Raw genomic sequence first — 21,543 nt, 5'->3', positions numbered from 1 at the left:
TCTGAACGTGACGAGCAGTAACGCGGATGCGCCAGTAGGCATTAAGTCCGTTTCTGGACTGTCTGACGCCAATCTAGCTAAAATGGGCCTTTCAAACGATATCTCGTTTATCTTTACTACGGCGAGCGGGGCAACGCAAACAGTTGCGTATGTTTCTGGAACCGGGACTTATGCCACTTCTATTGGAACCGATACCGATCCCGTCACGAGTGTTCAGATTCAAGAAAATACTGCAATGACGACGCCAGTAACCACGACGCAGTACACACCACAATTAACGGTGGGGCTCACTTCCTATAATACGAGTGGTGTCACAACTGTTACGGCGGCGTCAACCGCAACAAACACGCTCACGGACGGCAGTCAGGTGACGACAAAGACCGTTCCGACAACCCGTGGGTACGGGACTGATGCCCTATCAATCGTGAATTCCAACACACCAGCGGGAACTAATTATTATAACCTCGGTGATACGGCAACGTTGTCTGCCACCGTTATTGCCAACAGCGTCAACAGCGCGCTATATTCGACTGGCGTTGGGTTGATGGTGAGCGATTCCGGTGCAACTGCTGAAGCGTACGAAAAGGCAAATCCAATTACAGTTGTCGTTATTGCTCCAGAATATACATCCTTTGCGTCAGATGACACGATTACGGCATCCTTAGTTGGCAATTCAAATGGGAGCGGTATTGCTTCAAGCGCGGATGCTGTGACTATTACGCATTTAGATAATTTGGGTGACCAACAAGTAATCAGTATTTCAGGGTTGGATAATTATCTGAAGAATTCGTCGATTTCAATCCCGGTCGTAGTCAATGCTGATGCCCCAGCTGGCGCGGCAATTGCCTCAAGTAACACCATCTTTGTGCAACCGAGTGCCACATTATCAGGGACGGCATCAAATGGCACCAAGTTCGACCAGTTGACGACACTCGGCAGCGTCACCGCTGATCTGAACGCGGGGAACCTGTACAACGTCACGAACACTTCTGATCAAATCTTGGGGACAGTCATCGCCAGTGCAACTTTTAACACCAACGATTCCATTCAGGGTTCTGCTGATTCAGCCGCTCAGGTCTCGACTGGGACGATCAACGTTTCAACAGACAGTGCCACTGGGAAAACGATTCTGTATAACGGGACCACCACAGCGTTGACGGACAGCAACACAACCGTCAGCCTGATTGACCCAACGACAAATACCCAGTCGATCTTATTGACTGGGCCAGTCACCGTCACGACCAGTACTGGCGCCACGGTGACCGGCGCGACCGTCACGTACTACAAGGATGGGGCTGTGGTTACGGATCCAACGACTGCGGACAGTTTCTCAGTTTCCAACATCCCATTAGCATCCAAAGCAACGACCACAGTTTCGTATAACCTGACGATCAACTCAGACCAATTAACAGGTATCACAACTGGGAAGTCATGGCAATATACGACGGCTGTTCAGTCCTACAGTAGTGGGACACTGGCTGCTGGGAATGCCGTTGCACTGGGTACGACAACGGATAAAACGATGACCTTGCAGGCGGTTCATACATTGACTGATACTTGGTATTCAGCCACGGAAGACGCCGATGGCAACTACGTTCAGGGGACTGAACTTGGCAGCTATACCAATGTGACTGGGACGGTTTACAGCGGCACTAAAGTCGCTGACATTACCGGTGCGACTGTCGGTCAGGCAATGCCAGATGATGCCAACAGCGTGCTGCTCGGAATCTACGATGTGTCGTCGGGAACCTTGATCACCGACCCAACAGCTATTACCATGGTTGAAAATCTGGGGTCGGATGATACCAGCGTGGTTGGTTCAACCTACTACGTTGTTACTGGCCCGCGGTACAGCACACAAACGACTGATGTGACATACACAGTCAACTATTCCGGCGCGGGTGATGCAACACCGGCTGCCCAGAGTGAACAGGTCACTTGGACTGGCACAACGGATGCGACGACTGGCACGACCACTTGGGTTGCTGATAGCGACATTAACGCTATTGCGACGCCTGACGTGACCGGGTATACAGCAAGCGTGGCTAGCGTTTACGGCGACGACTTCGACCACTGCGCCGACTGATCAGACAACGACCGTAACGTACACGGCTGACACTGAAACCTTTAACGTATACTACTACGTTGATGGGACCACTCAATCATTGGCCGCTTCCCAAACGGTGAGTGGTGATTATGGGTCACCATATACCACTTCGGCTGAACCGGTCACTGGCTACTCGCTGGTTGCAACACCGGCCAATGCGACTGGGACGTTGAGCACGAACAATGCTGACGTGATCTACTACTACACGGCCAATGATGAAACAGCGACGATTCATTATTATCTGGCGGGGACGACGGATTCGATTGAACCCGATAGTGCCGCAACAGGTAAATATGGCGAATCGTACGAGACTTCAGCGCCAACGTTTGATGGGTACACAGTTGCGACGACACCAAGCAACGCAACCGGTATCTTTACGACGGACACGCCAGCCATCATTTACACGTACACGGCAAATACTGAAACGGTTACTGTGCACTATGTTGATGCGGATGGCGTATCACTTTCGGACGATACCACGTCGACCGGCGCATACAATACACCATATACCACAACTCCTGCGACGGTTACGGGCTACCACGTCTCAACCACGCCAACCAATGCCGCTGGAACGTACCAAGTTGATAACGCTGATGTGACCTATGTTTACAGTCCGGACACTGAAACAGTTACTGTGCACTATGTTGATAGTAACAACACGACCATTAGTCCTGATCAGACGGTTTCCGGGAACTACGGCAGTCCCTATGAAACAAATCCAGCAACGGTTGAAGGGTACACGTTGACCACGACACCAAGCAACGCCATGGGCACGCTGGACGTGACAAACGCTGCTGTGACGTATGTCTACACAGCGGATACCGAAACGGTTACGGTTTCCTACGTTGATCAAAACAACCAGACCATTCACCCAAGTACCACTCAGAGCGGGGCGTATAAGAGTGACTACGAAATGGCGCCGCTCCCGATCGATGGCTATACGCTGACGACGACACCTGCGAACGCCACAGGCACTTATGACGTGACCAATCCTGAAGTGGTTTACGTTTACACAGCGAATACTGAAACGGTGACGATTTCATATGTTGACCAAAACAACCAGTCCATTCAGGCAAGTACCACTCAGAGCGGGGCTTACAACAGTGCCTACACCACGGCGCCGGCCACGATTGAGGGCTATACGCTCACCACGACGCCAACGAACGCCACTGGGACTTATGGGTTGACCGATACCGAAGTGGTTTATGTTTACAGTGCTGATCCAGAAACTGTCATTGTTCGGTATGAAGACACAACGGGCAAGACCATTTGGCCATCAACGACCTTAGACGGAAATTATAATGAATCATATTCGGCTGAAGCGGCTACTGTTTCCGGCTATACGTTGAACAGTTATACCGAAAAGACAAGTGGTAGCTTTTGTGTAACGAACCCCGACGTGGTTTACGTTTACACGGCAGACCCAGAGACGTTGACTGTTCGGTATGAAGATAGTAACGGTCAGTCCATTATTGATCCGACAACCGTTGAAGGGGTCTATAACGGGAGCTACACAACTGAACCTAAGACAATTGAAGGGTACACGTTGGCAAGTTCAACGGACAACACAACTGGGACTTACACTGTGGATACACCGGATGTGGTATACACTTACACCGCAGATCCTGAAACGGTCACCGTGGTTTATCAAAATACGGATGGGCAATCAATTGCTAATTCTGAAGTCCTGACGGGTGACTATGCCACTTCGTACGAGTCACAAGCGAAGACCATTGCCGGCTACACGTTGACGTCGACGCCAACCAATGCGACCGGAACATACGGCGTATCGAACGCGGATGTCGTTTACACCTATACCGCCGATTCAGAAACCGTGACGGTCCGGTATGAGGATACGACTGGTAAGACAATTTCTGACCCAACAACCTTAACGGGTGCTTACGGGACGGATTATGCGGCAACACCAGCGACCATCGCTGGGTACACACTGAATAGCTACACTGAGAAGACAAGCGGCACTTTTGATGTCACGAACCCTGATGTGGTCTATGTGTACACCGCCGATCCTGAAACGGTAACTGTTCGCTATGAAGATACGAACGGCAATTCCATTTCAAACGCAACCACCCTAACTGGTAATTATGGGACGGGCTATGCCGCCACACCTAAGACGCTTACCGGTTATACCCTCAATAGTATGACTGAGAAAACCAGTGGGACATATACTGTCACGAATCCAGATGTGGTCTATGTGTACACCGCAGATCCAGAAGCAGTGATTGTTCGCTATGAAGATTCAGAGGGCAATACCATTTCTGATCCAACCACTCTTGATGGCAACTTCAATGAGACCTACACGACCGCTGCCAAGACGATCACGGGGTACACGTTGTCCAGCCCAAGTGCCACGACGACCGGCACGTATGGGGTGGCGAACGAGGACGTAGTTTACACCTATACCGCTGACCCAGAATCTGTCACGGTTCGGTATGAAGACACGACTGGGAATGTGATCTCAGCGCCAACCACGTTAGATGGCAATTTTGGCACTGATTATGCAGCCACGCCAAAGGATATTACCGGCTACACACTCAATAGTTACACTGAAAAGACGAGCGGCACATTTGGTGTGACGAACCCAGACGTGGTTTACGTGTACACCGCTGATCCGGAGACGGTAACTGTTCGCTATGAAGATACGAACGGCAATACCATTTCTGATTCAACGACGCTATCTGGCAATTATGGCACGGACTATGCGGCAACTGCCAAAACGCTTACTGGTTATACGCTTAACAGCATGACTGAGAAGACCAGTGGGACATACGACGTCACGAATCCTGATGTTGTCTACGTCTACACGGCGGATCCAGAAACGGTGACGGTCCACTACGTCGATGCTGATGGCAACACGATCAGTACGGATACCACGAAGAACGGGAGCTTTGGCGGCAGCTATACCACTGCACCGAAGACCATTACGGGGTACACACTGTCAACGACACCAACCAACGCTGACGGGACCTATACTGTGACAACGCCGGATGTTACCTACGTTTATACCGCTAATACTGAAACGGTCACTGTTCACTATGTCGATGCGAACGGCGAAACCTTAAGCGCTGATACCACTGAACAAGGCGCTTACGGGACGGCTTACACGACGCAACCGGCAACGGTTACCGGCTACACGTTGACAGCAACGCCAACGAACGCTGACGGGACCTACAGTGAAGGGACACCTGACGTGACGTATGTTTATGCGCCCGATACCGAAAGTGTCACCGTTCACTACTACATTGCGGGCACGACAACACCCGTTTCACCTGATACGACGCTGAGTGGTGCATATGGCACGGCTTACACCAGCAGTGCAGCCACAGTCAGCGGTTACACGTTGACAAGCACGCCGACAAACGCTGACGGCACTTACTACGGTGTCACGAATGCGGATATCGTTTACTACTACACCCAAAATGCGCCAACTACGGGTGGCAGTACTGGAACTGATAGTGGCTCAACTGGTTCAGGGTCCGATGCTACGGGAACAGGTTCTGGTTCGACCGGCACTGACACTGGGAACACAGGGAGTGGTTCGACTAATTCTGGGTCGGACGCAACCTCTGGCAAAGGCGGCTCAGGTAGTGGGTCAGACGTGACGACAACCACGGCTGGTAACACTGGCACAACTGGTAAGAAGCAAACGGGTCACGTTTCGGCAGTTTCTAAGACGGATAACCAGTCCGGTAATGGCACGAGTGGCACCGCCGGACAGGCTGGCACGACTGGTCAAGCAGGTCAGGCGACTGACCTCACAACCAGTACAAATGCGGCTAGTGCTGATGGCAACGGGTCTAACACTACGACTGATACCAATGGCGACACCAACGTTTCTGGTAATACTGACACGACTGCAGGGTTAAACGCTGACGGGCAAACGACAAATAATCAGTTACCACAGACGAATGAAACTAATCAATCATCTGAAGCAGCTGAAGTTGCAGGGTTGGGTATTCTGGCCACCCTTGCTGGATTGTTTGGCTTTAAGCGGAAACGCAAGCATGATGAGGATTAAGCAGAAATAGGTATTAAAAAAAGGCGCTCTACTTAACCGGGTAGAACGCTTTTTTTCGTTTCTTCTGATGAGCAACTATTTTGATCAAAGTACTTTCGATGCCGGAAATGAAGTCATTGTGGTCATATTACCTCTGAAAGAACTAAAAAGTATAACATTTTGAGCGGGAGGAAAAATCACCAAACCACGATTAGCAATTACACTAAAGTGACAACCCACTACACTATCATCTTCCTATAAATCTCAAAAAATGAGCGACCCGCGCAAAAATAATTTCTGCGCGAGTCGTTTTTTAATCACTTGACAAAAACAATGAAAATCCACCCAATGATTACCGGATTTACCCTAAATTCAGCACTATTTCACCAGAAATATTCACTACAACGATAATTCCAACTCATTTCAGTTATGAAATATAACGTCTGTTGTTATATCATCAGAATACCATTCTGATATAAAGGGAATGTTTTCACATGCTATATCAAAGCCAAACCATCCCTGTTACACTACAAAGTGAGTGCTCACTACACTAGCTAAAGATAACAACGTAATGGCTGGTTGTGATGTTGCTGCGCGGGGGAGAAATCGCGTTGCATGATTTGGAATGAACCGTAGCATTGCAGGGCACAGCTTGAGATGTAACCAAATGAGATATTTGACTTAAGAGGTGAATCGAATGACAGCACAACATTACTATGGTGGGATCGACGTGGGATCGACCACTGTTAAATTAGTCATCATGGATGACCAGCACAAAACCCATTTTGCCCGGTACGAACGTCACTATTCTGACGTGAAGGCCGCTACTGAAAAGATTATGAAGGAAGCAATTGCTGAGATTGATTCTCAGACACCGATTTCGTTTACGATTACCGGGTCTGGTGGGATCGGTCTGGCAAACTTACTTGAACTGAAATTCGTGCAGGAAGTGATTGCCTGCACAAAGACTGTCGAAACCCTGATTCCGGAAACCAATGTCGCCATCGAGCTTGGTGGTGAAGACGCCAAGATCACGTTCTTTGGCGCTTCGTTGGAACAACGGATGAACGGGAGCTGTGCCGGTGGGACCGGGGCCTTTATCGACCAGATGGCAACGTTGCTGAAGACGGATGCCAACGGGTTAAACGAATTGGCCAAAAACTCGGAAACGATTTACCCGATTGCCAGCCGCTGTGGCGTGTTCGCTAAGACCGACGTCCAACCCTTGATCAACGATGGTGCCCGTAAGGAAGACATCGCCGCCAGCATTTTCCAAGCCGTGGTTAACCAAACCATCTCCGGCTTAGCTGCTGGGCATAAGATCAAGGGTAACGTGGCGTTCTTAGGTGGGCCACTGTACTTTATGGATCAACTGCGTGTGCGGTTCATCGATACGTTGAAATTAAAACCTGAACAGGTCATCTTCCCAGAAGACCCCCAACTCTTCGTTGCGAAGGGCGCTTGTCTCTACGCTGTGGACCAACCACAAACGAACTTGGATGAGCTGATCGACAAATTGGAAAACGGTGACGACTCCGGGATGCACCCGAGTTCTTCACTGGAACCACTATTCAATGATGACAACGAGCTGCAGGAATTTCGTAAGCGTCACGCTGAAGCTAAGGTTGAGACCCGCGACCTCGAGTCATACCGCGGTACAGCCTTTCTCGGTATTGATGCCGGATCAACGACCACTAAGGTGGCGCTGATCTCTGATGACAACAAACTCCTTTACACCTACTACGACAGCAACGACGGTGATCCGCTGGAAAAAACGAAGCAGATCCTGCGTGACATGGACAGTAAAATGCCCGAGGGAATCACGATTGGGAAAACGGCCGTCACTGGTTACGGCGAGCATTTGATCAAGAACGCCCTCCAAGTCGATGTCGGTGAAGTGGAAACGGTGGCCCATTACCGCGCTGCCCACTACTTTGATCCAGAAGTGGACTTTATTCTCGATATTGGTGGTCAGGACATGAAAGCCATGACCATTAAAAACGACGCGCTCTCAACCATTAAACTGAACGAGGCTTGTTCATCAGGTTGCGGGTCATTCCTCGAAACCTTCGCAACATCCTTGAAGTACAACATTCGTGATTTCGCCCAGGCGGCCTTGCTAGCCAAGAACCCCTCTGATTTGGGCTCACGGTGTACCGTCTTCATGAACTCGAAGGTCAAGCAGGTTCAAAAGGAAGGCGCCACGATCGGTGATATCGCTGCTGGTCTGTCGGTTTCCATCATCAAGAATGCCCTGTTTAAGGTCATTAAAATGCGCCGCGTGGAAGACATGGGCCACCATATCGTTTGTCAGGGTGGGACCTTCTACAACGAAGCCGTTTTGCGGGCCTTTGAAAAAATTGCTGGCACCCAGGTCGTTCGACCAAACATTGCTGGTCTGATGGGCGCGTACGGGGCTGCTTTAATTGCCGAAGAAAACTACAGCACAGGCGACGAGACCACGTTGCTGAAGCCTGAAGAAATGGACAACCTGTCCTTTAAGAAGGAATACATGCACTGTGGCGGCTGTGAAAACAACTGTCCGCTGACCATTACCATTTTTAATGACGGCCGGAAATTCGTGACTGGGAACCGGTGTGAACGTGGGGAAGCCCGCGGTTTGGGTTACCGGATGCCTAAGGATAACGGTAAGGTCAACCTGGTCGCTGAAAAGTACAAGCTATTATTCAGCTACCGGCCACTGCGGACCAAGCTCGCCACTCGTGGTAAACTCGGTATTCCACGTGTTCTAAATATGTATGAAAACTACCCGTTGTGGCAGACGTTCTTCCGGAAGTTAAAGATTCGGGCCGAATTGTCGCACAAGGGGACCCAAAAACAGTACGAAAAAGGGATGGAGACCATTCCGAGTGATACGGTCTGCTACCCCGCAAAACAAGTGCACGGCCACATCCAAGCCCTGATCGACCGCGGCTACAAGCAGATCTTCTACCCAGCCGTTGTGTACGAAATGGAAGAAAACAAGGATTCAGCCAACCACTTTAACTGCCCGATCGTGCAATCATATCCAAACGTTATCCGCAACAACGTCGATGAGATCACCAGCGGCAAGGTCAACCTGATCTCGCCATACCTGAACCTTGCCGACAAGAAGTCCACGACTGAAAACCTTTACGAATCGTTTAAGGACTGGGGCATCAGCAAGGCTGAAATTGCCGACGCTCTGGACGCAGGTTACAAGGAACTCGAACACTTTAAGCAACAAATTCGTGACCGCGGCGAAGATACGCTGGCCATGTTACGCGACACTGGCGAACACGGCATCGTGCTTGCTGGCCGGCCCTATCACTTGGATCCTCAAGTGAACCACGGAATCTCACAACTGATGACAGCTGAAGGCTTCCACGTCCTGACTGAAGACTCTGTTGCCCATTTGGGTGACGTCAAGGGGCTGCGTGTCGTGAACCAGTGGATGTATCACTCACGGTTGTTTGCGGCCGCTCGGGTGGTTGCCAAGATGCCGCAATTGGAATTCGTTCAACTGAACTCCTTTGGTTGCGGGATCGACGCCATTGATTCTGACCAAGTTGAAGAAATTTTGAGTCAACACAACCGACTCTACACCTCATTGAAGATCGATGAAGGGACTAACATGGGTGCCGTTCGCATTCGGCTTCGGTCATTGAAGGCCGCCGTTAAGGAACGTCAGACCAGAAAGATCCTGCCAGTGAAGCTGCATGAGGATGACAAGCCAGTTGAGTTTACCCCAGAAATGCAAAAAGAGGGCTATACCCTGTTGCTGCCAATGATGTCACCAGTTCACCAACACGGGCTGGTCGACGTTGCCTTGAAGGCCTCCGGTTATAACGTGGTCAACCTGCCGATGCACGATACCAAGTCCGTTGATGTTGGTCAAAAGTTTGTCAACAACGACGCCTGCTATCCAGCCATCATTTCCATTGGTCAAATGATCGAAGCCTTGCAATCAGGCAAGTATGATCTAAACAAGACCGCTGTTATGATGACCCAAACTGGTGGCGGTTGTCGGGCAACGAACTACATTCCGCTGATCAGAAAAGCCTTGAAGGACGCTGGGTTCCAAAAAGTCCCTGTCGTTTCGCTGTCATTGGGGAACCAAGGGGTCGAATCGACCTCCGGCTTCAAGTTCACGCTGCCACTGTTGCGTCGGGTTGCCATTGCCTTCCTGTACGGTGATTTATTCGAACAGGTCACCTATCACACGCGGCCTTACGAAACGGAACCGGGCATGATCGATAAGATGCACGAAGACTGGCTTAAGCTGGTTCAACCATCCATCGAAAAGGGGAGTTTCAAGGAATTCAAGAAGAACGTCAACCAGATTGTAAAGGACTTTGATACGGTACCGCAACGCGACGTTGTGAAGCCAAAGGTCGGCCTGGTTGGTGAAATTCTGGTGAAGTACTCCCCAATCGCTAATAACGACGTGGTTCACCTCTTGGAAAATGAGGGTGCCGAAGCTGTTGTTCCTGACATTGTCGGCTTTATGAACTACTCACTGTACAACCAAATTTACAAGTATCAGCATTTGGGCTCATCCATTAAGGCCAAGTGGTTTGCGAAATTTGCGCTGGACGTCATCAAGTGGGCTGAACAGCCAATGCAAAAAGCCTTGAAGGCATCCAAGCGGTTCCACGGCATTGAAGCTATTGAAAAAGTGGCCAACGATGCGAGCCAGATCCTGTCACTGGGAAACCAAACAGGTGAAGGCTGGTTCCTGACCGGTGAAATGATCGAACTGTTGAAGAGTGGTGTGCCAAACATCATTTGTATGCAACCATTTGGCTGCCTGCCAAACCACATCGTTGGTAAGGGGATGCTCAAAGAGTTGCGGCGCCAGTTCCCAGGCTCAAACATCACCGCCATTGACTACGATCCCGGTACTTCAGTTGTGAACCAGCTGAACCGGATTCGGTTGATAATGGCGACCGCCAACAAGAACCTTGCTGAGGAACAGGCCAAGAAGGCCGCTGCTCAGCAGGATTCTCAAACCCACGCAACGCCAACCGCAAAGGGTCAGGCTGCTGCAGTTGTCCAATCCTAAACGAACACAATTAAAATCGGGGTGCGTACCATGGACCACACAGGTGTGAAAACCTTGTTTGATGCCAACATTGACAACTCATCATTGTCCATCAAACAACAGAGCGTTTTAAAAGCTAGTTTAATTTTATTTGCCGAAAAGGGGTATGAAAATACCAGTACCCAAGACATCGCTAAGCTTGCCGGTTGTGCTGAAGGCACTGTCTTCAAGCACTTTAAGACCAAGGATGCGCTGTTAAAGGCGGTGCTGGATCCTTTCGTGAACGATATCCTGCCACAAGTGATCTTTGATTTCTTAAAAGATCTCAGTGGTCAGCCGGAAGAACATTTTAGCGTGTTACTACGTTACGCCGTTCGCGACCGAATCAAGTACATTATGGAGAACCGCCAGGAAATGCGGATCTTCATCCAAGAAATCGTGAAGAATCCAAGCATGCTGGAGGGTCTGACATCACGGTTGGTCCTGGTCATTGAAACGTCCGTTAACCAGGTCTTCTCCTGCTACCAAGCACGTGGCGAACTGGTCGACTGGGATGCCATGCGCATCATCCGGACGATTTCAGGGGTCCTGCTGGGATACCTGATCCCTAATATTGTGATGAGCAATAAGCCGTTGGATGTTGAGACCACCACGAATGAAATCGTTGAGTTTTTGCTGCAGGGTCTGGTGCCTGAAGGGGCACGGGATGAAGCGGCGGAAACGGATTAGGAATAAAAAAACCATCGCACATGAAAAATAATGCGGTGGTTTTTCGTCTACTTAATTCTAATGATTATCGAATGAGTCATTGCTGCGGATAAGGTATACTGTAATGTGAGAACAAGTTATAGAGAAAAGAGGAACTCACTGTGCATGCAGTGTTAATTGCAGGTTACTTACTGATTGCGGGAACGATTGCCGGCTTTATCAGCGCCGTTGCGGGTCTCGCCTCACTTATTTCTTATCCAGTACTACTCAGCATTGGTGTACCACCGGTCAGCGCGAACGTGACCAATACCGCGGCGTTAATTTTCACCGGGTTAGGGTCTACGATGGCGTCAGGTAAGGAGCTCCATGGTCATCGGCGGATCATGTGGCACGTTGCGCTAGTTGCGATGGCTGGTGGCATCATTGGGTGTTTGATTTTGGCATACGCCCCGTCGTCCAGTTTTGAGAAGGTCGTGCCGTTTATGATCTTCGGCGCTGGGGTGGCCATGCTGGTAGCGGGTCAACATACTGTGTCACCCAAGAATCGGCAGCCCGATGGGGTAGTCAAACGCGGATTGAAAAATGGCGCCATCTTTCTGGTCGGTATCTACATTGGATATTTTGGTGCTGCGGCCGGGATCTTTTTACTGTCCATTTTAACGGTGACTTTAACCACACCGTTTGTTGTCAGCAATGCGATCAAGAACTTTACCTCGTTTATGACCAATATATTGTCGTTGATCATTTATGCGTTCACGACCAAGGTCTACTGGCTCTTGGCGGTTCCGCTAGCGGTGGGCATGTTTATTGGCGGCTACATGGGACCGATTGCGGTCAGACATGTGCCGGTTAAACTCACGCGAACGGTGATTTCGATTGCGGCCATGTTATTGGGGCTGTACTTGTTTTACACAGCCTACTTCAAATAAATACTCAAAAAAGATGACGTAGCATCTCGGACGCCATCCTTTTTTTGTGCTTTGCGTAGCGATTGTACGATACAACTTCAAATCTGGAGAAGCATTTGCGACATACAAATAAGCTTAAGTCACCGCTTATCGTATTCTTAATTACCTTTCGCGGGATTTAACCAAAATTAAGACGACTGACTCAGAATGGGGCGCATCGTTACGCATCCGGTCATTTGTCAAACTCGGCATCTTAAGGTTTACACGGCCGGCCAATATATCAGCCATACCTAACCGCTGCTTTAAGTTATCTTTAAGTCAGTCAGCGTATAAAAATGACATGTTCAGTTGTACCACATCCAGTTTCAGGGTGGTGCACACGACCAGCTATTATGGATTCGAAAAAACATGTCAAAGGAGCTCATAAGTATGAACTTTTTCAAACGCGCCTGGCTGAGTTTGCTCGCCAAAAAAGGGCGCTCCCTGTTAATGCTGATCGTCATGTCAGCCATTATGTTATTTGTGTTTGCGGGGCTGCTGATTCACAGCGCAGCCGATAAGGCGACCCAGCAAGCCAAGGCAAGTGTCGGGGCAACCGTGACACTGTCCGCCAATCGCGCCGCCGCTTTTAAGAAGATGCAAGAGAGCCGGTCTTCCAGCTCCAGCAGTCGACCGACACTGACGACTTCGCCAGTCAAATTGAGTGACGCTAAGAAGATTGCGAAGCTCAATAACGTTTCCAGTTACAACGCCACCTCAACGACCTCCGTTAACGCTGACGGCTTCGATACGGTCAGCACGAGCACTGCCTCGTCGCAAATGGGCGGTCGCGGGTTCGGCTCATCAACGAGTACTGGTGACATCACCATTGATGGGGTAACCAGCACCGCGTCGGCCAGCAATTTCTCAGATGGCACCGATAAGATCACGTCCGGTCGCAATCTGACAACGGCTGATACGGGCACCAATAATACTGTGATCGAGTCAGAACTCGCTAAGGCAGATGGGCTGAAAACGGGCGACACCATCAAGGTGAAGACGACCAGCAGTAAGAAGACGTACACCTTGAAGATCGTCGGCATCTACAAGGCGAAGTCCAGTGCCTCGACGTCGATGGGCTTTGGTGCGAGCGACCCATCGAATACCATTTACACATCGTACACGTTCGCAAACACCGTGAAGGGTACTAAGTATAAGAATACCGCCGACTCAGTGACATTTAATGTGTCGAACCCAAGCAAGGTCAGCAGCGTGAAGACCGCCGGGAAGAAACTTATCAATACCAGCAAGTACAGTTTGAGCACGGATGATGCTAGTTACCAGAGTGTGAAGGCGTCGATGGCCAGCGTTGAATCCTTTGCCAACAAGATCGTCTGGCTGGTTGCGATTGCCGGCACGATTATTCTTGCGTTGATCATCATGTTGCAGATTCGCGAACGCCGGCATGAAATTGGTGTCCTGCTAGCCCTTGGCGAGTCACGCGGCAAGGTTATTGGTCAGTTCTTTGTTGAAATGGGCATTGTCATGGTCGTCAGCCTCGTGATTGCGGGCATCGGCGGACAGTTTATCGGCAACAAGCTGGGCAATCAGCTCGTGAGTCAGCAGACGTCCAGCCTCTCGACCAGTTCTAGCTCAGGGACACAAGCACCGAGCGGGATGAAGGGCACCGGGCAGGCGCCATCTGGCAGAATGGGTGGTCAAATGGGTAACCGATCAATGATGGGTGCGCGCTCGGCCTCACTTAAGAAGACAAATCTTGAAGTGAAATTGTCCGCTGTGCAACTTGTTAAACTCGGTGCGATGGGCCTTGTGATCACACTATTGTCAGTGATGCTGGCAGCCGGCAACATTTTACGATTGCAGCCGAAAAAGATCCTCTTGGATTAATGAAAGGAAGGGTTTAAATGTTAGATATTATTGATTTAGGCTATTGGTATAGCCACCCAGATGATGCACTGTTTTCAAACGTTAATTTAAACTTTGAAGCGGGTCAATCCTACGCAGTCGTTGGTGAGTCCGGATCCGGGAAAACGACCTTCCTCTCGTTAGTCGCTGGTCTGGATACGCCTAAAGCTGGGCGCATCGAGCTCAATGGCAAGGACATCCGCAAGATGGGCCTGACCAATTACAGAAAACACAGCGTCTCCATCGTTTTCCAGGCGTATAACCTGTTTAATTACATGTCACCGGTCAATAACGTGATGACCGCCATGGCCATTACGAACTCCAAGCACCAGGGTGATAAAGCCTACGCAAAACAACTGCTAGGAAAACTTGGATTAGCGGAGGATCAGATGGGTCAAAATGTCACCCATCTATCAGGTGGGCAGCAGCAACGAGTCGCCATTGCGCGGGCCATGGCCTGTGACGCGGATCTCGTTGTCGCTGACGAACCGACTGGTAATTTGGACGAAGCCAACACGAAAGACGTTGTTGACCTCTTTCAGAAACTGGCTCACGAGGAAAACAAGTGCGTCATCATCGTGACCCATGAAACCAGCGTTGCCGCGGCATGTGACCACTCGTTCCGATTAGCTCACAAACAGTTCACGGCTGAGCAGCCCACTGCGTAATCTGAAAAAAACTCAGAATAAATTCTTTTTTTGGTACTGTTTTCGCCTCCACGAATTCGATATGATTAAGTCACTTCAAAAAGGAGTGATTTCTATGTTAATCGATCAAAACACAACCATTAAAAACATTATCGCAGCACAGCTTGTTAAAATCTTTTACCCCTTCATCATCGCGCAAACCGAAGAGGGGGAATACATCAAGTTGAATCTGTCACTGGATGAACGCAACGACGTCCTATTTTGGGACGAGTGCAAGTCCATTCTAAAGGCAAAACTATGGGTGCCGGTCGGGCGCCACTACCACCAGCTGTTAGATAACGGCTGGTACGTCGACCCGGATCCTGCCTGATCAGCGGATAAGAGAAAGGTGTCGGTCAGATGTTAGTAAAAACCATGTGGGCGTTAGTTGCAGTAGCGGCCTTGTTGGCCATTTTCTTGAGTGTCTATCTAGCGGGTCTTGACCTGCCAGTGAGACAATTGCTCGTGAGTGACATGACACATCTGATCGGCAGGTAGGGCACTAAGCAGTTTCCTTTGCGTCAGCCCCAACCCGTTATATAATATAAGCAACCACTAGCAATAGTGGTGCAATGAATCACTGGCGGCCCGATTATCCGCCAACCGTTTGAGAGTCCGCCCCCGGGGTTGCTACCCGGGTGGAGGGCTTTTTTTTCGAAGAGTGCGGAAAGAGGCGCTTAGGGGGCGGAGTGTAAGGGAGTCTGGTCTAAAAGGTCGGGTCTGCCTTTTAGACCAGACTCCCTTACACAGTAGCCCCCTGCCTCTTGTAGCCGATTTAGTCTCGAGGACAGCGAGGAACAAGTATAAAGAGGGCTTTTAGAAGAGTAAGGAAAAAGGCCGGCCCTGCCTTTTTTGGCCGAAGTCCCTTGTGCAGTAGCCCCCTGCCTCTTGTAGCCGATTTAGTCTCGAGGACAGCGAGGAACAAGTGTAAAGAGGGCCTCTAGCAAACAGATAATGAGTTACTCGGTTACGCCGACGTTAATAAACCAACAACGTAACATTAGAAATCTCACCCATACAATCAATATCTGTAAACCCCAAAAAAGACAGTTCCCAATTCAGCCTTCACTGAATAAGAAACTGTCTTTTCTATTATGCAACGCAATGATATATGTGATGCTTATGGATGTGATAATTACAATTTGCGACGTTCGACAGTGTTGAATGTGTTTTGATGTCTACCTTTTTCCACGATAGCGCGATAGAGTTGACGCGGTTACTGCGCTATGGTTGGGAAAGCTTTTGAGGTTCGTCTGCGCTGTTGTTTTTACATCCACGAATTTAGTGGGTGGGTTAACGTCACAGAGTGGTAGAAGCTACTGTCTTCTACTGTCCTCAAGCTGAAACGCGTTCCAGAAGGCAAGGGGCGGCCATGTAACGGACTCTGGCACAAATGCCAAGTGCAGGCATTTCTGCCAGAGTCAGCTTACGCTCCGCCCTCTAACCGCCTTCTTCCACGCTCTAGGCATACATATTCACAATCAACTCCGCCACCAAATCGCTTAAATCATCCGCCGAAATTGCTAGCTTATCATCCAGCCAGTCGACCATCAGACCGATCACACCTGAGCAGGTGAAGGATACGCGGCCGTGTTCCCGGGTATCTGTTCCTGTGATGTTTTGGTGCTCCTCGACTTTTCGCATTAGCATTTCCTTGAGTTGAATCGCAAATTTGCCACCCAAGTCATTGTGCATCAGACTGGTAAACAGTTTGCGATGCTCGTCGACGTAGGTGATCATCTGATTAGCAAAGAATTCATAACTGTCAGTTCCCGGATCCGGATAATTTTCATCAAATAACCGGCTTAGGGTTCTGGTCGTTTCTTGCATAATCCTGTTGTACAGGTCGAATAAATCCTTGTAGTGACTATAAAAAGTTCCCCGACCAATATTGATCTGCTCCGTTAATTCCAAAACCGTAATTTTGTTGAGCGGTTTTTGACTGAGCACCTCAATAAAGCCCGTTTCGATCGCAGCTTGGGTACGAATCGTTCGACGATCTATTACCATGGTAAATGACACCCCTTTATTCCCCGTTGGTCTGCTCCCTCGGCATTGCGCACATTATACCATTGTGTCGGGTTATAAACCCGTTATAACTTCCTCAAATAATCGGCTGATAAATATGGAATTGAGATATTGAACACGTGTTTAAAATGCAACATTGGTAACTTTCTTTTGACATTTACTTTTTGTTAATATAAGATTACAAATGTCCAGTAAGTGCTGGATATTGTTTCAGAATTGTCATACTAACGAGGAGGTGGCAAGATGGACAAGCGTATAGAAAGAACGCAAGCTGCTATTGAAGGTGCGTTTCTGAAATTGCTGAACGAGAAATCAATCGGCAAGATTACCGTTTGCGAAGTAACGTCTTTGGCTGGGGTGAACCGGAGTACGTTCTACGCACATTATCATGATGTGTACGACCTGAAGCGTAAAATTATGACTCAGGTCAAGGGTGACCTTGATGGCCAACTTTCATTTGAAGGACCAAACCTGACAATGGGTGCCTTTAAGGTAGCGACCATGGAAATGATCGATTACCTAAATGATAATCGCGAACGGCTGCAGTATTTGCTGTCAACTGATGACGGCAATCAGTTCTTCTTTGACTTAGTTCAAGACCGGATCATGCAATCCGATACCCTTTCAGGTGTCGATACGGATGATCGCAACGAAGCGCAAGTGACAGCCGTTGTTTATGGGGTGGCTGGCCTAATGCGCGACTGGGTCTTTGACCGGGTTACGCTGACTGAAGCTGAGTTAACTGATTTAGTTGCTGAATTAGCTTACCCAACAGTTTCGGCCCAGCTCGAAGCACTGGCTCGCAGCTAGTACGTTTCACCATAGGAGTAGTGTTTAGCAATTCATACGGTTTGGAGGCCGCGGATTGGTGAACACTCTACATAAAAAGATAAGGATGTCTGTTTAAAACCGTCTAGGGGGTCGAAAATGGACATCAGAGCACGTTTTAGTGTTGCATAATAATACCGGTAAGAGCGGGAAAGTCGCTTAAAACGGCGATATGGACGCTTGTGTTGTATAGGAGTGTGGAAGGAAGCGGTTAGAGGGCGGAGCGTAAGTTGACTCTGGCGGAAATGCCTGAACTTGGCATTTGTGCCAGAGCCAGCTTACGCAGTAGCCCTCTGCTTCCTGGAACACGTTTCGGCTATGACGCCTAGAAAGTAGTAACATTTAGAGCAACGTAATCAAGAAGCACCATAGCAGACCACTCTGTATCTTAAGGGATGAGCAGTTTGCTATGGTGCTTATTCGTTTTTGGAATAGGGGTTTAAAAAACACCACGCTAACAGCAATCCGCCGTTGGTGTGGTGCTTTTTTGTGTTGGGCGTTTATACAGGTAGTGTTGTGGTTTTGTTAGCAGTGAGGAATCCTTGCGACGTTGGGGGTAGTTTACATTGCCGAAACGTGTTTCGGAAAACAGAAAGCTGCATGTAAGCCAACTCTGGCCAAAAAGTCAGGCCCGGACTTTTTGGCCAGAGTTGGCTTACACTCCGCTTCCTACCGTTTTCCTCCACACTCTATTTCTGCACATCCCCAATAAACTTATCAATATCCTCAACTAACTGATCCTCACTCACATCCAATTTCCCAGTGATCCAGTCGTACACTAAACTCAGTGTGCCTGACACACAGTAGTCCGTTGCGATGATTCTTGAAAATCTGGTGACTTTGATATTTTGGTAGTGGAAGATCTTATCGATGAAAATGGTGCGTAGCCGGTTGATCATCGTTGGGTCATCCGTACTTTTGTTGGTTAAAATGATGGCGTCCTTATGAACAGCCAAGTAGTCCAGCAACTCCGTGATCCAGCCGCGATATTCACCGTGTTCCATTTCAGGCAGATGCTCGTCAAAATGCGTGACGATCTCGTCGCTGAATGCTGTGGTGATGGTGTCCCTGAGGTTATAGATATCGGTGTAGTGGCGGTAGAACGTACTGCGATTGATATGTGCCTGGGTTGTCAGTTCAGCCACGGAGATGTGGTCGATCGGCTTTTCTTTCAGTAACGTCAGAAAAGTATTTGCGATGAGCGCTCGCGTCTTTTTGGTTCGAATATCCATATAACGATTGACCCCTTAATGTATCCCCTAAATAAACAAGTGGAATTGCTTGGTTAAAAACGACATGTATAGTCGATATTATATAACGGGTCAGCGGGGTACTCCCTAAAAATTCGAACACAGAGTAGGCAAAATTGTTGCAAAAGTACTGAAAATCTGTAATGATTAAGAAAATTTGTGAAAAAATAACCTGAGTCTTTAAATTAATGAGCGATAAGCGGTATAATGACCACGGTTACATGTATAATGAGTGACAAGAAGTGTTTACGTACATAGGCATGATCAACCAGCGTACCAGCAAATCTAAATCGAAAAGGGGGCAAACTGAATGGACGAGGGGTTAGCGCATCTTCGCGATGGGTTACAGAGGATCTTAACCGACTGACACAGGTTGGGGCACCACAGTTGGATATGACGATCTCGCGTCAGGTCGCCGTCTATTGGCAGGAACTTCTGGCAACGTATCGTCGTGGTATCAGTAAAACATTTGTCCCAACGGTGTTTAATGACCAGATCATCTTGCAAGGGGATCTTGAATTGATCCACGTGACCCAGTTGATGGGGCTGATGCAGGCGTTCGGTTCTAATTTTTGTGAAACGGCCGTGGTGCCTGGCGGCGACAAAATGGCGCGTAAGGCGTGGTCCTGCACGTTTAAACCACAGAATGTTTTTCGGTTGATGAAAGATGCTGGGTTTGATGTGGATGATGCGCCGCGGTTCTATCAGTCACCCATCATGCTGGATAAGCTAGAAAAGCCGCGGTGGTTTCATATGTCGCAGTCGCTTAAAGTGGCGATGAAGCCGGAAGACGACACGCACTTTCTGGTCTCGTTGACGTTTAACCCCTGCCATTTTGTGGCCGATATCGACCAACGAAAATATGAGCCGCTGTATATGTTTGTGAACGAAATGGTCCTTCCTTTACTGACCCACGTGCGGTTGCACCGGGTTGACTTTAACTACGATTTTTTAGCGGATGCTGAGCAGCTTAAGCTCTTTACCAAGAGCACCGAAGACCACGAGGAAAAAGTGCGGCAGACTAATGACGCCATCATTGTTGAATCGGGCAATCGCGCGTCCTATTACTTGTATATGAAGAGCGTCGAGCGCATGCATGACCAGCGCGGCCACGGATTTTTAAACACGACGGAAATGGCGCTGCTGCACGAGAAAACAGGAACGGGCGTGTCGCGTATCGAACTGCGACTGAACGAAGCCGGTATTATGGACATTATGCATTCCGCGCGGGTACCGTCATTTGACAGCCGATTCTTTCCAAGCTGGCTGACGTTTGACTACCGGTTCATGCATAACGGCCATACGCAGCACCGGTCGATGCGCCTTTTGCTGGGTCGGGTTCACGACCAGTGCTTTAAGATTTTGAAGCGGCAACCGTTCATTACGGATGAAATTCTGAGAAACACTGTTATTTCGGCAATGGCGACGATTCACGCCGAGCATGGCGCCACACCAACGTCATCATAAGAAAAAATTGACTGAAAATTAAGGACAATTTACTTAAAGAGTTGCGGAATTTATAACAAAAACCGCAAAGTCATGGTAAGATAATATCTGGCTGTTCATCATTTTAGGAATATGGAGCATGTCATTGGTTATTTGTCGCAGTATGAGGAAGCAACCAATTTAATCAGGCATTTTTTGGTTGTGGTCAGGATTAAAATGATGGAGCGTTAAATGAGAGAGAAGAAAAAAGCAACACCAAAACAAGTGATGCCAACCCAAATTATCGGGGCGTTGCACATCAACGTTGACGATAACGGGCAGCAACATCTCAATACCGAAAAGATCTTTTATTGGCGGATGGGGATGTACACGAAGAATGCCACAACGGGCAAGAAAACGGCAACGTTGCCAGCCCTGGGAACGATTGCGAGTGTGTTCACGCAGTTCGGCCGCCAGGATGTGATGGTCGTCCAAACGTTTGAGAGCGGCGTTGATGCCGCGTCTCAAACCCAGGTCAGTCACCTGAGACGGGTGTTTACGACGTCGGATGAAGGCAGTACTGACCAGATCGTTCAACATGAGTATGAGGCGTATATGTTGAAGAACCATTTGAAGTAGTTGTGGGATCCGATTAGTATT

General features: G+C 49.0%; 14 protein-coding genes. 12 read left to right on the top strand and 2 right to left on the bottom strand.

Annotated elements, in window-relative coordinates; translation table 11 throughout:
* Positions 1-7 precede the first annotated feature (7 nt).
* From AYR61_RS00220 to AYR61_RS15080, 9 genes are all read left to right on the top strand, one after another.
* Complete coding sequence (locus AYR61_RS00220) at positions 8-2,086, top strand: beta strand repeat-containing protein (RefSeq protein ID WP_056987904.1); 2,079 nt, start codon at positions 8-10, stop codon at positions 2,084-2,086.
* Positions 2,031-6,143, top strand: a complete 4,113-nt coding sequence (locus tag AYR61_RS00215) for a MucBP domain-containing protein (protein WP_225356548.1) — start codon at positions 2,031-2,033, stop codon at positions 6,141-6,143. Before AYR61_RS00220 ends, AYR61_RS00215 begins: the two co-directional genes overlap by 56 nt.
* Before the next feature lie 676 nt (positions 6,144-6,819).
* Positions 6,820-11,166: a 2-hydroxyacyl-CoA dehydratase gene (locus AYR61_RS00210; RefSeq protein WP_083220010.1), complete on the top strand. Its 4,347-nt coding sequence runs from the start codon at positions 6,820-6,822 to the stop codon at positions 11,164-11,166.
* A 30-nt stretch (positions 11,167-11,196) separates the two neighbouring features.
* The gene (locus AYR61_RS00205; RefSeq protein ID WP_065900809.1) at positions 11,197-11,874 is read left to right on the top strand and encodes a TetR/AcrR family transcriptional regulator; all 678 of its coding nucleotides are present in this window, start codon (positions 11,197-11,199) and stop codon (positions 11,872-11,874) included.
* A 140-nt stretch (positions 11,875-12,014) separates the two neighbouring features.
* On the top strand, positions 12,015-12,782 hold the full coding sequence (locus tag AYR61_RS00200; protein WP_054709270.1) for a sulfite exporter TauE/SafE family protein: 768 nt from the start codon (positions 12,015-12,017) through the stop codon (positions 12,780-12,782).
* A 408-nt stretch (positions 12,783-13,190) separates the two neighbouring features.
* The gene (locus AYR61_RS00195; RefSeq protein WP_065900807.1) at positions 13,191-14,648 is read left to right on the top strand and encodes an ABC transporter permease; all 1,458 of its coding nucleotides are present in this window, start codon (positions 13,191-13,193) and stop codon (positions 14,646-14,648) included.
* A 17-nt stretch (positions 14,649-14,665) separates the two neighbouring features.
* Entirely contained in the window at positions 14,666-15,334 is a 669-nt protein-coding gene (locus AYR61_RS00190) for an ABC transporter ATP-binding protein (RefSeq protein ID WP_065900800.1), read from the top strand.
* 94 nt (positions 15,335-15,428) lie between these two features.
* A complete protein-coding gene (locus tag AYR61_RS00185; RefSeq protein WP_054709264.1) occupies positions 15,429-15,683 on the top strand; it encodes a hypothetical protein in 255 nt (84 codons plus the stop codon).
* 29 nt (positions 15,684-15,712) lie between these two features.
* Positions 15,713-15,850, top strand: coding sequence for a hypothetical protein (locus AYR61_RS15080; protein WP_156319270.1), 138 nt, complete (start codon positions 15,713-15,715; stop codon positions 15,848-15,850).
* Between the two features lie 963 nt (positions 15,851-16,813).
* Here the strand turns inward: AYR61_RS15080 and AYR61_RS00180 are convergent.
* Positions 16,814-17,362: a TetR/AcrR family transcriptional regulator gene (locus tag AYR61_RS00180; RefSeq protein ID WP_056987907.1), complete on the bottom strand. Its 549-nt coding sequence runs from the start codon at positions 17,360-17,362 to the stop codon at positions 16,814-16,816.
* A 261-nt stretch (positions 17,363-17,623) separates the two neighbouring features.
* On the opposite strand from AYR61_RS00180, the gene AYR61_RS00175 reads away from it, so the two are divergent.
* Entirely contained in the window at positions 17,624-18,190 is a 567-nt protein-coding gene (locus AYR61_RS00175; RefSeq protein WP_065900795.1) for a TetR/AcrR family transcriptional regulator, read from the top strand.
* A gap of 707 nt (positions 18,191-18,897) precedes the next feature.
* Here AYR61_RS00175 and AYR61_RS00170 read toward each other — a convergent pair.
* The gene (locus AYR61_RS00170) at positions 18,898-19,440 is read right to left on the bottom strand and encodes a TetR/AcrR family transcriptional regulator (protein WP_054709252.1); all 543 of its coding nucleotides are present in this window, start codon (positions 19,438-19,440) and stop codon (positions 18,898-18,900) included.
* A 405-nt stretch (positions 19,441-19,845) separates the two neighbouring features.
* On the opposite strand from AYR61_RS00170, the gene AYR61_RS00165 reads away from it, so the two are divergent.
* Positions 19,846-20,925, top strand: a complete 1,080-nt coding sequence (locus AYR61_RS00165; RefSeq protein WP_065900792.1) for a hypothetical protein — start codon at positions 19,846-19,848, stop codon at positions 20,923-20,925.
* A gap of 210 nt (positions 20,926-21,135) precedes the next feature.
* Positions 21,136-21,522, top strand: a complete 387-nt coding sequence (locus tag AYR61_RS00160; protein WP_065900789.1) for a DUF5839 family protein — start codon at positions 21,136-21,138, stop codon at positions 21,520-21,522.
* The last annotated feature ends 21 nt before the right edge of the window (positions 21,523-21,543 follow it).

Source organism: Secundilactobacillus paracollinoides, assembly GCF_001702155.1.
GTDB lineage: Bacteria > Bacillota > Bacilli > Lactobacillales > Lactobacillaceae > Secundilactobacillus > Secundilactobacillus paracollinoides.
This window is presented reverse-complemented; position numbering and strand designations above follow the sequence as displayed.

Bases quoted from the DNA above. Each gene is read 5' to 3' on its own strand.
- AYR61_RS00210 (WP_083220010.1), top strand. From the start codon at position 6,820: ATGACAGCACAACATTACTATGGTGGGATCGACGTGGGATCGACCACT.
- AYR61_RS00205 (WP_065900809.1), top strand. From the start codon at position 11,197: ATGGACCACACAGGTGTGAAAACCTTGTTTGATGCCAACATTGACAAC.
- AYR61_RS00195 (WP_065900807.1), top strand. From the start codon at position 13,191: ATGAACTTTTTCAAACGCGCCTGGCTGAGTTTGCTCGCCAAAAAAGGG.
- AYR61_RS00190 (WP_065900800.1), top strand. From the start codon at position 14,666: ATGTTAGATATTATTGATTTAGGCTATTGGTATAGCCACCCAGATGAT.
- AYR61_RS00185 (WP_054709264.1), top strand. From the start codon at position 15,429: ATGTTAATCGATCAAAACACAACCATTAAAAACATTATCGCAGCACAG.
- AYR61_RS15080 (WP_156319270.1), top strand. From the start codon at position 15,713: ATGTTAGTAAAAACCATGTGGGCGTTAGTTGCAGTAGCGGCCTTGTTG.
- AYR61_RS00180 (WP_056987907.1), bottom strand. From the start codon at position 17,362: ATGGTAATAGATCGTCGAACGATTCGTACCCAAGCTGCGATCGAAACG.
- AYR61_RS00175 (WP_065900795.1), top strand. From the start codon at position 17,624: ATGGACAAGCGTATAGAAAGAACGCAAGCTGCTATTGAAGGTGCGTTT.
- AYR61_RS00170 (WP_054709252.1), bottom strand. From the start codon at position 19,440: ATGGATATTCGAACCAAAAAGACGCGAGCGCTCATCGCAAATACTTTT.
- AYR61_RS00160 (WP_065900789.1), top strand. From the start codon at position 21,136: ATGAGAGAGAAGAAAAAAGCAACACCAAAACAAGTGATGCCAACCCAA.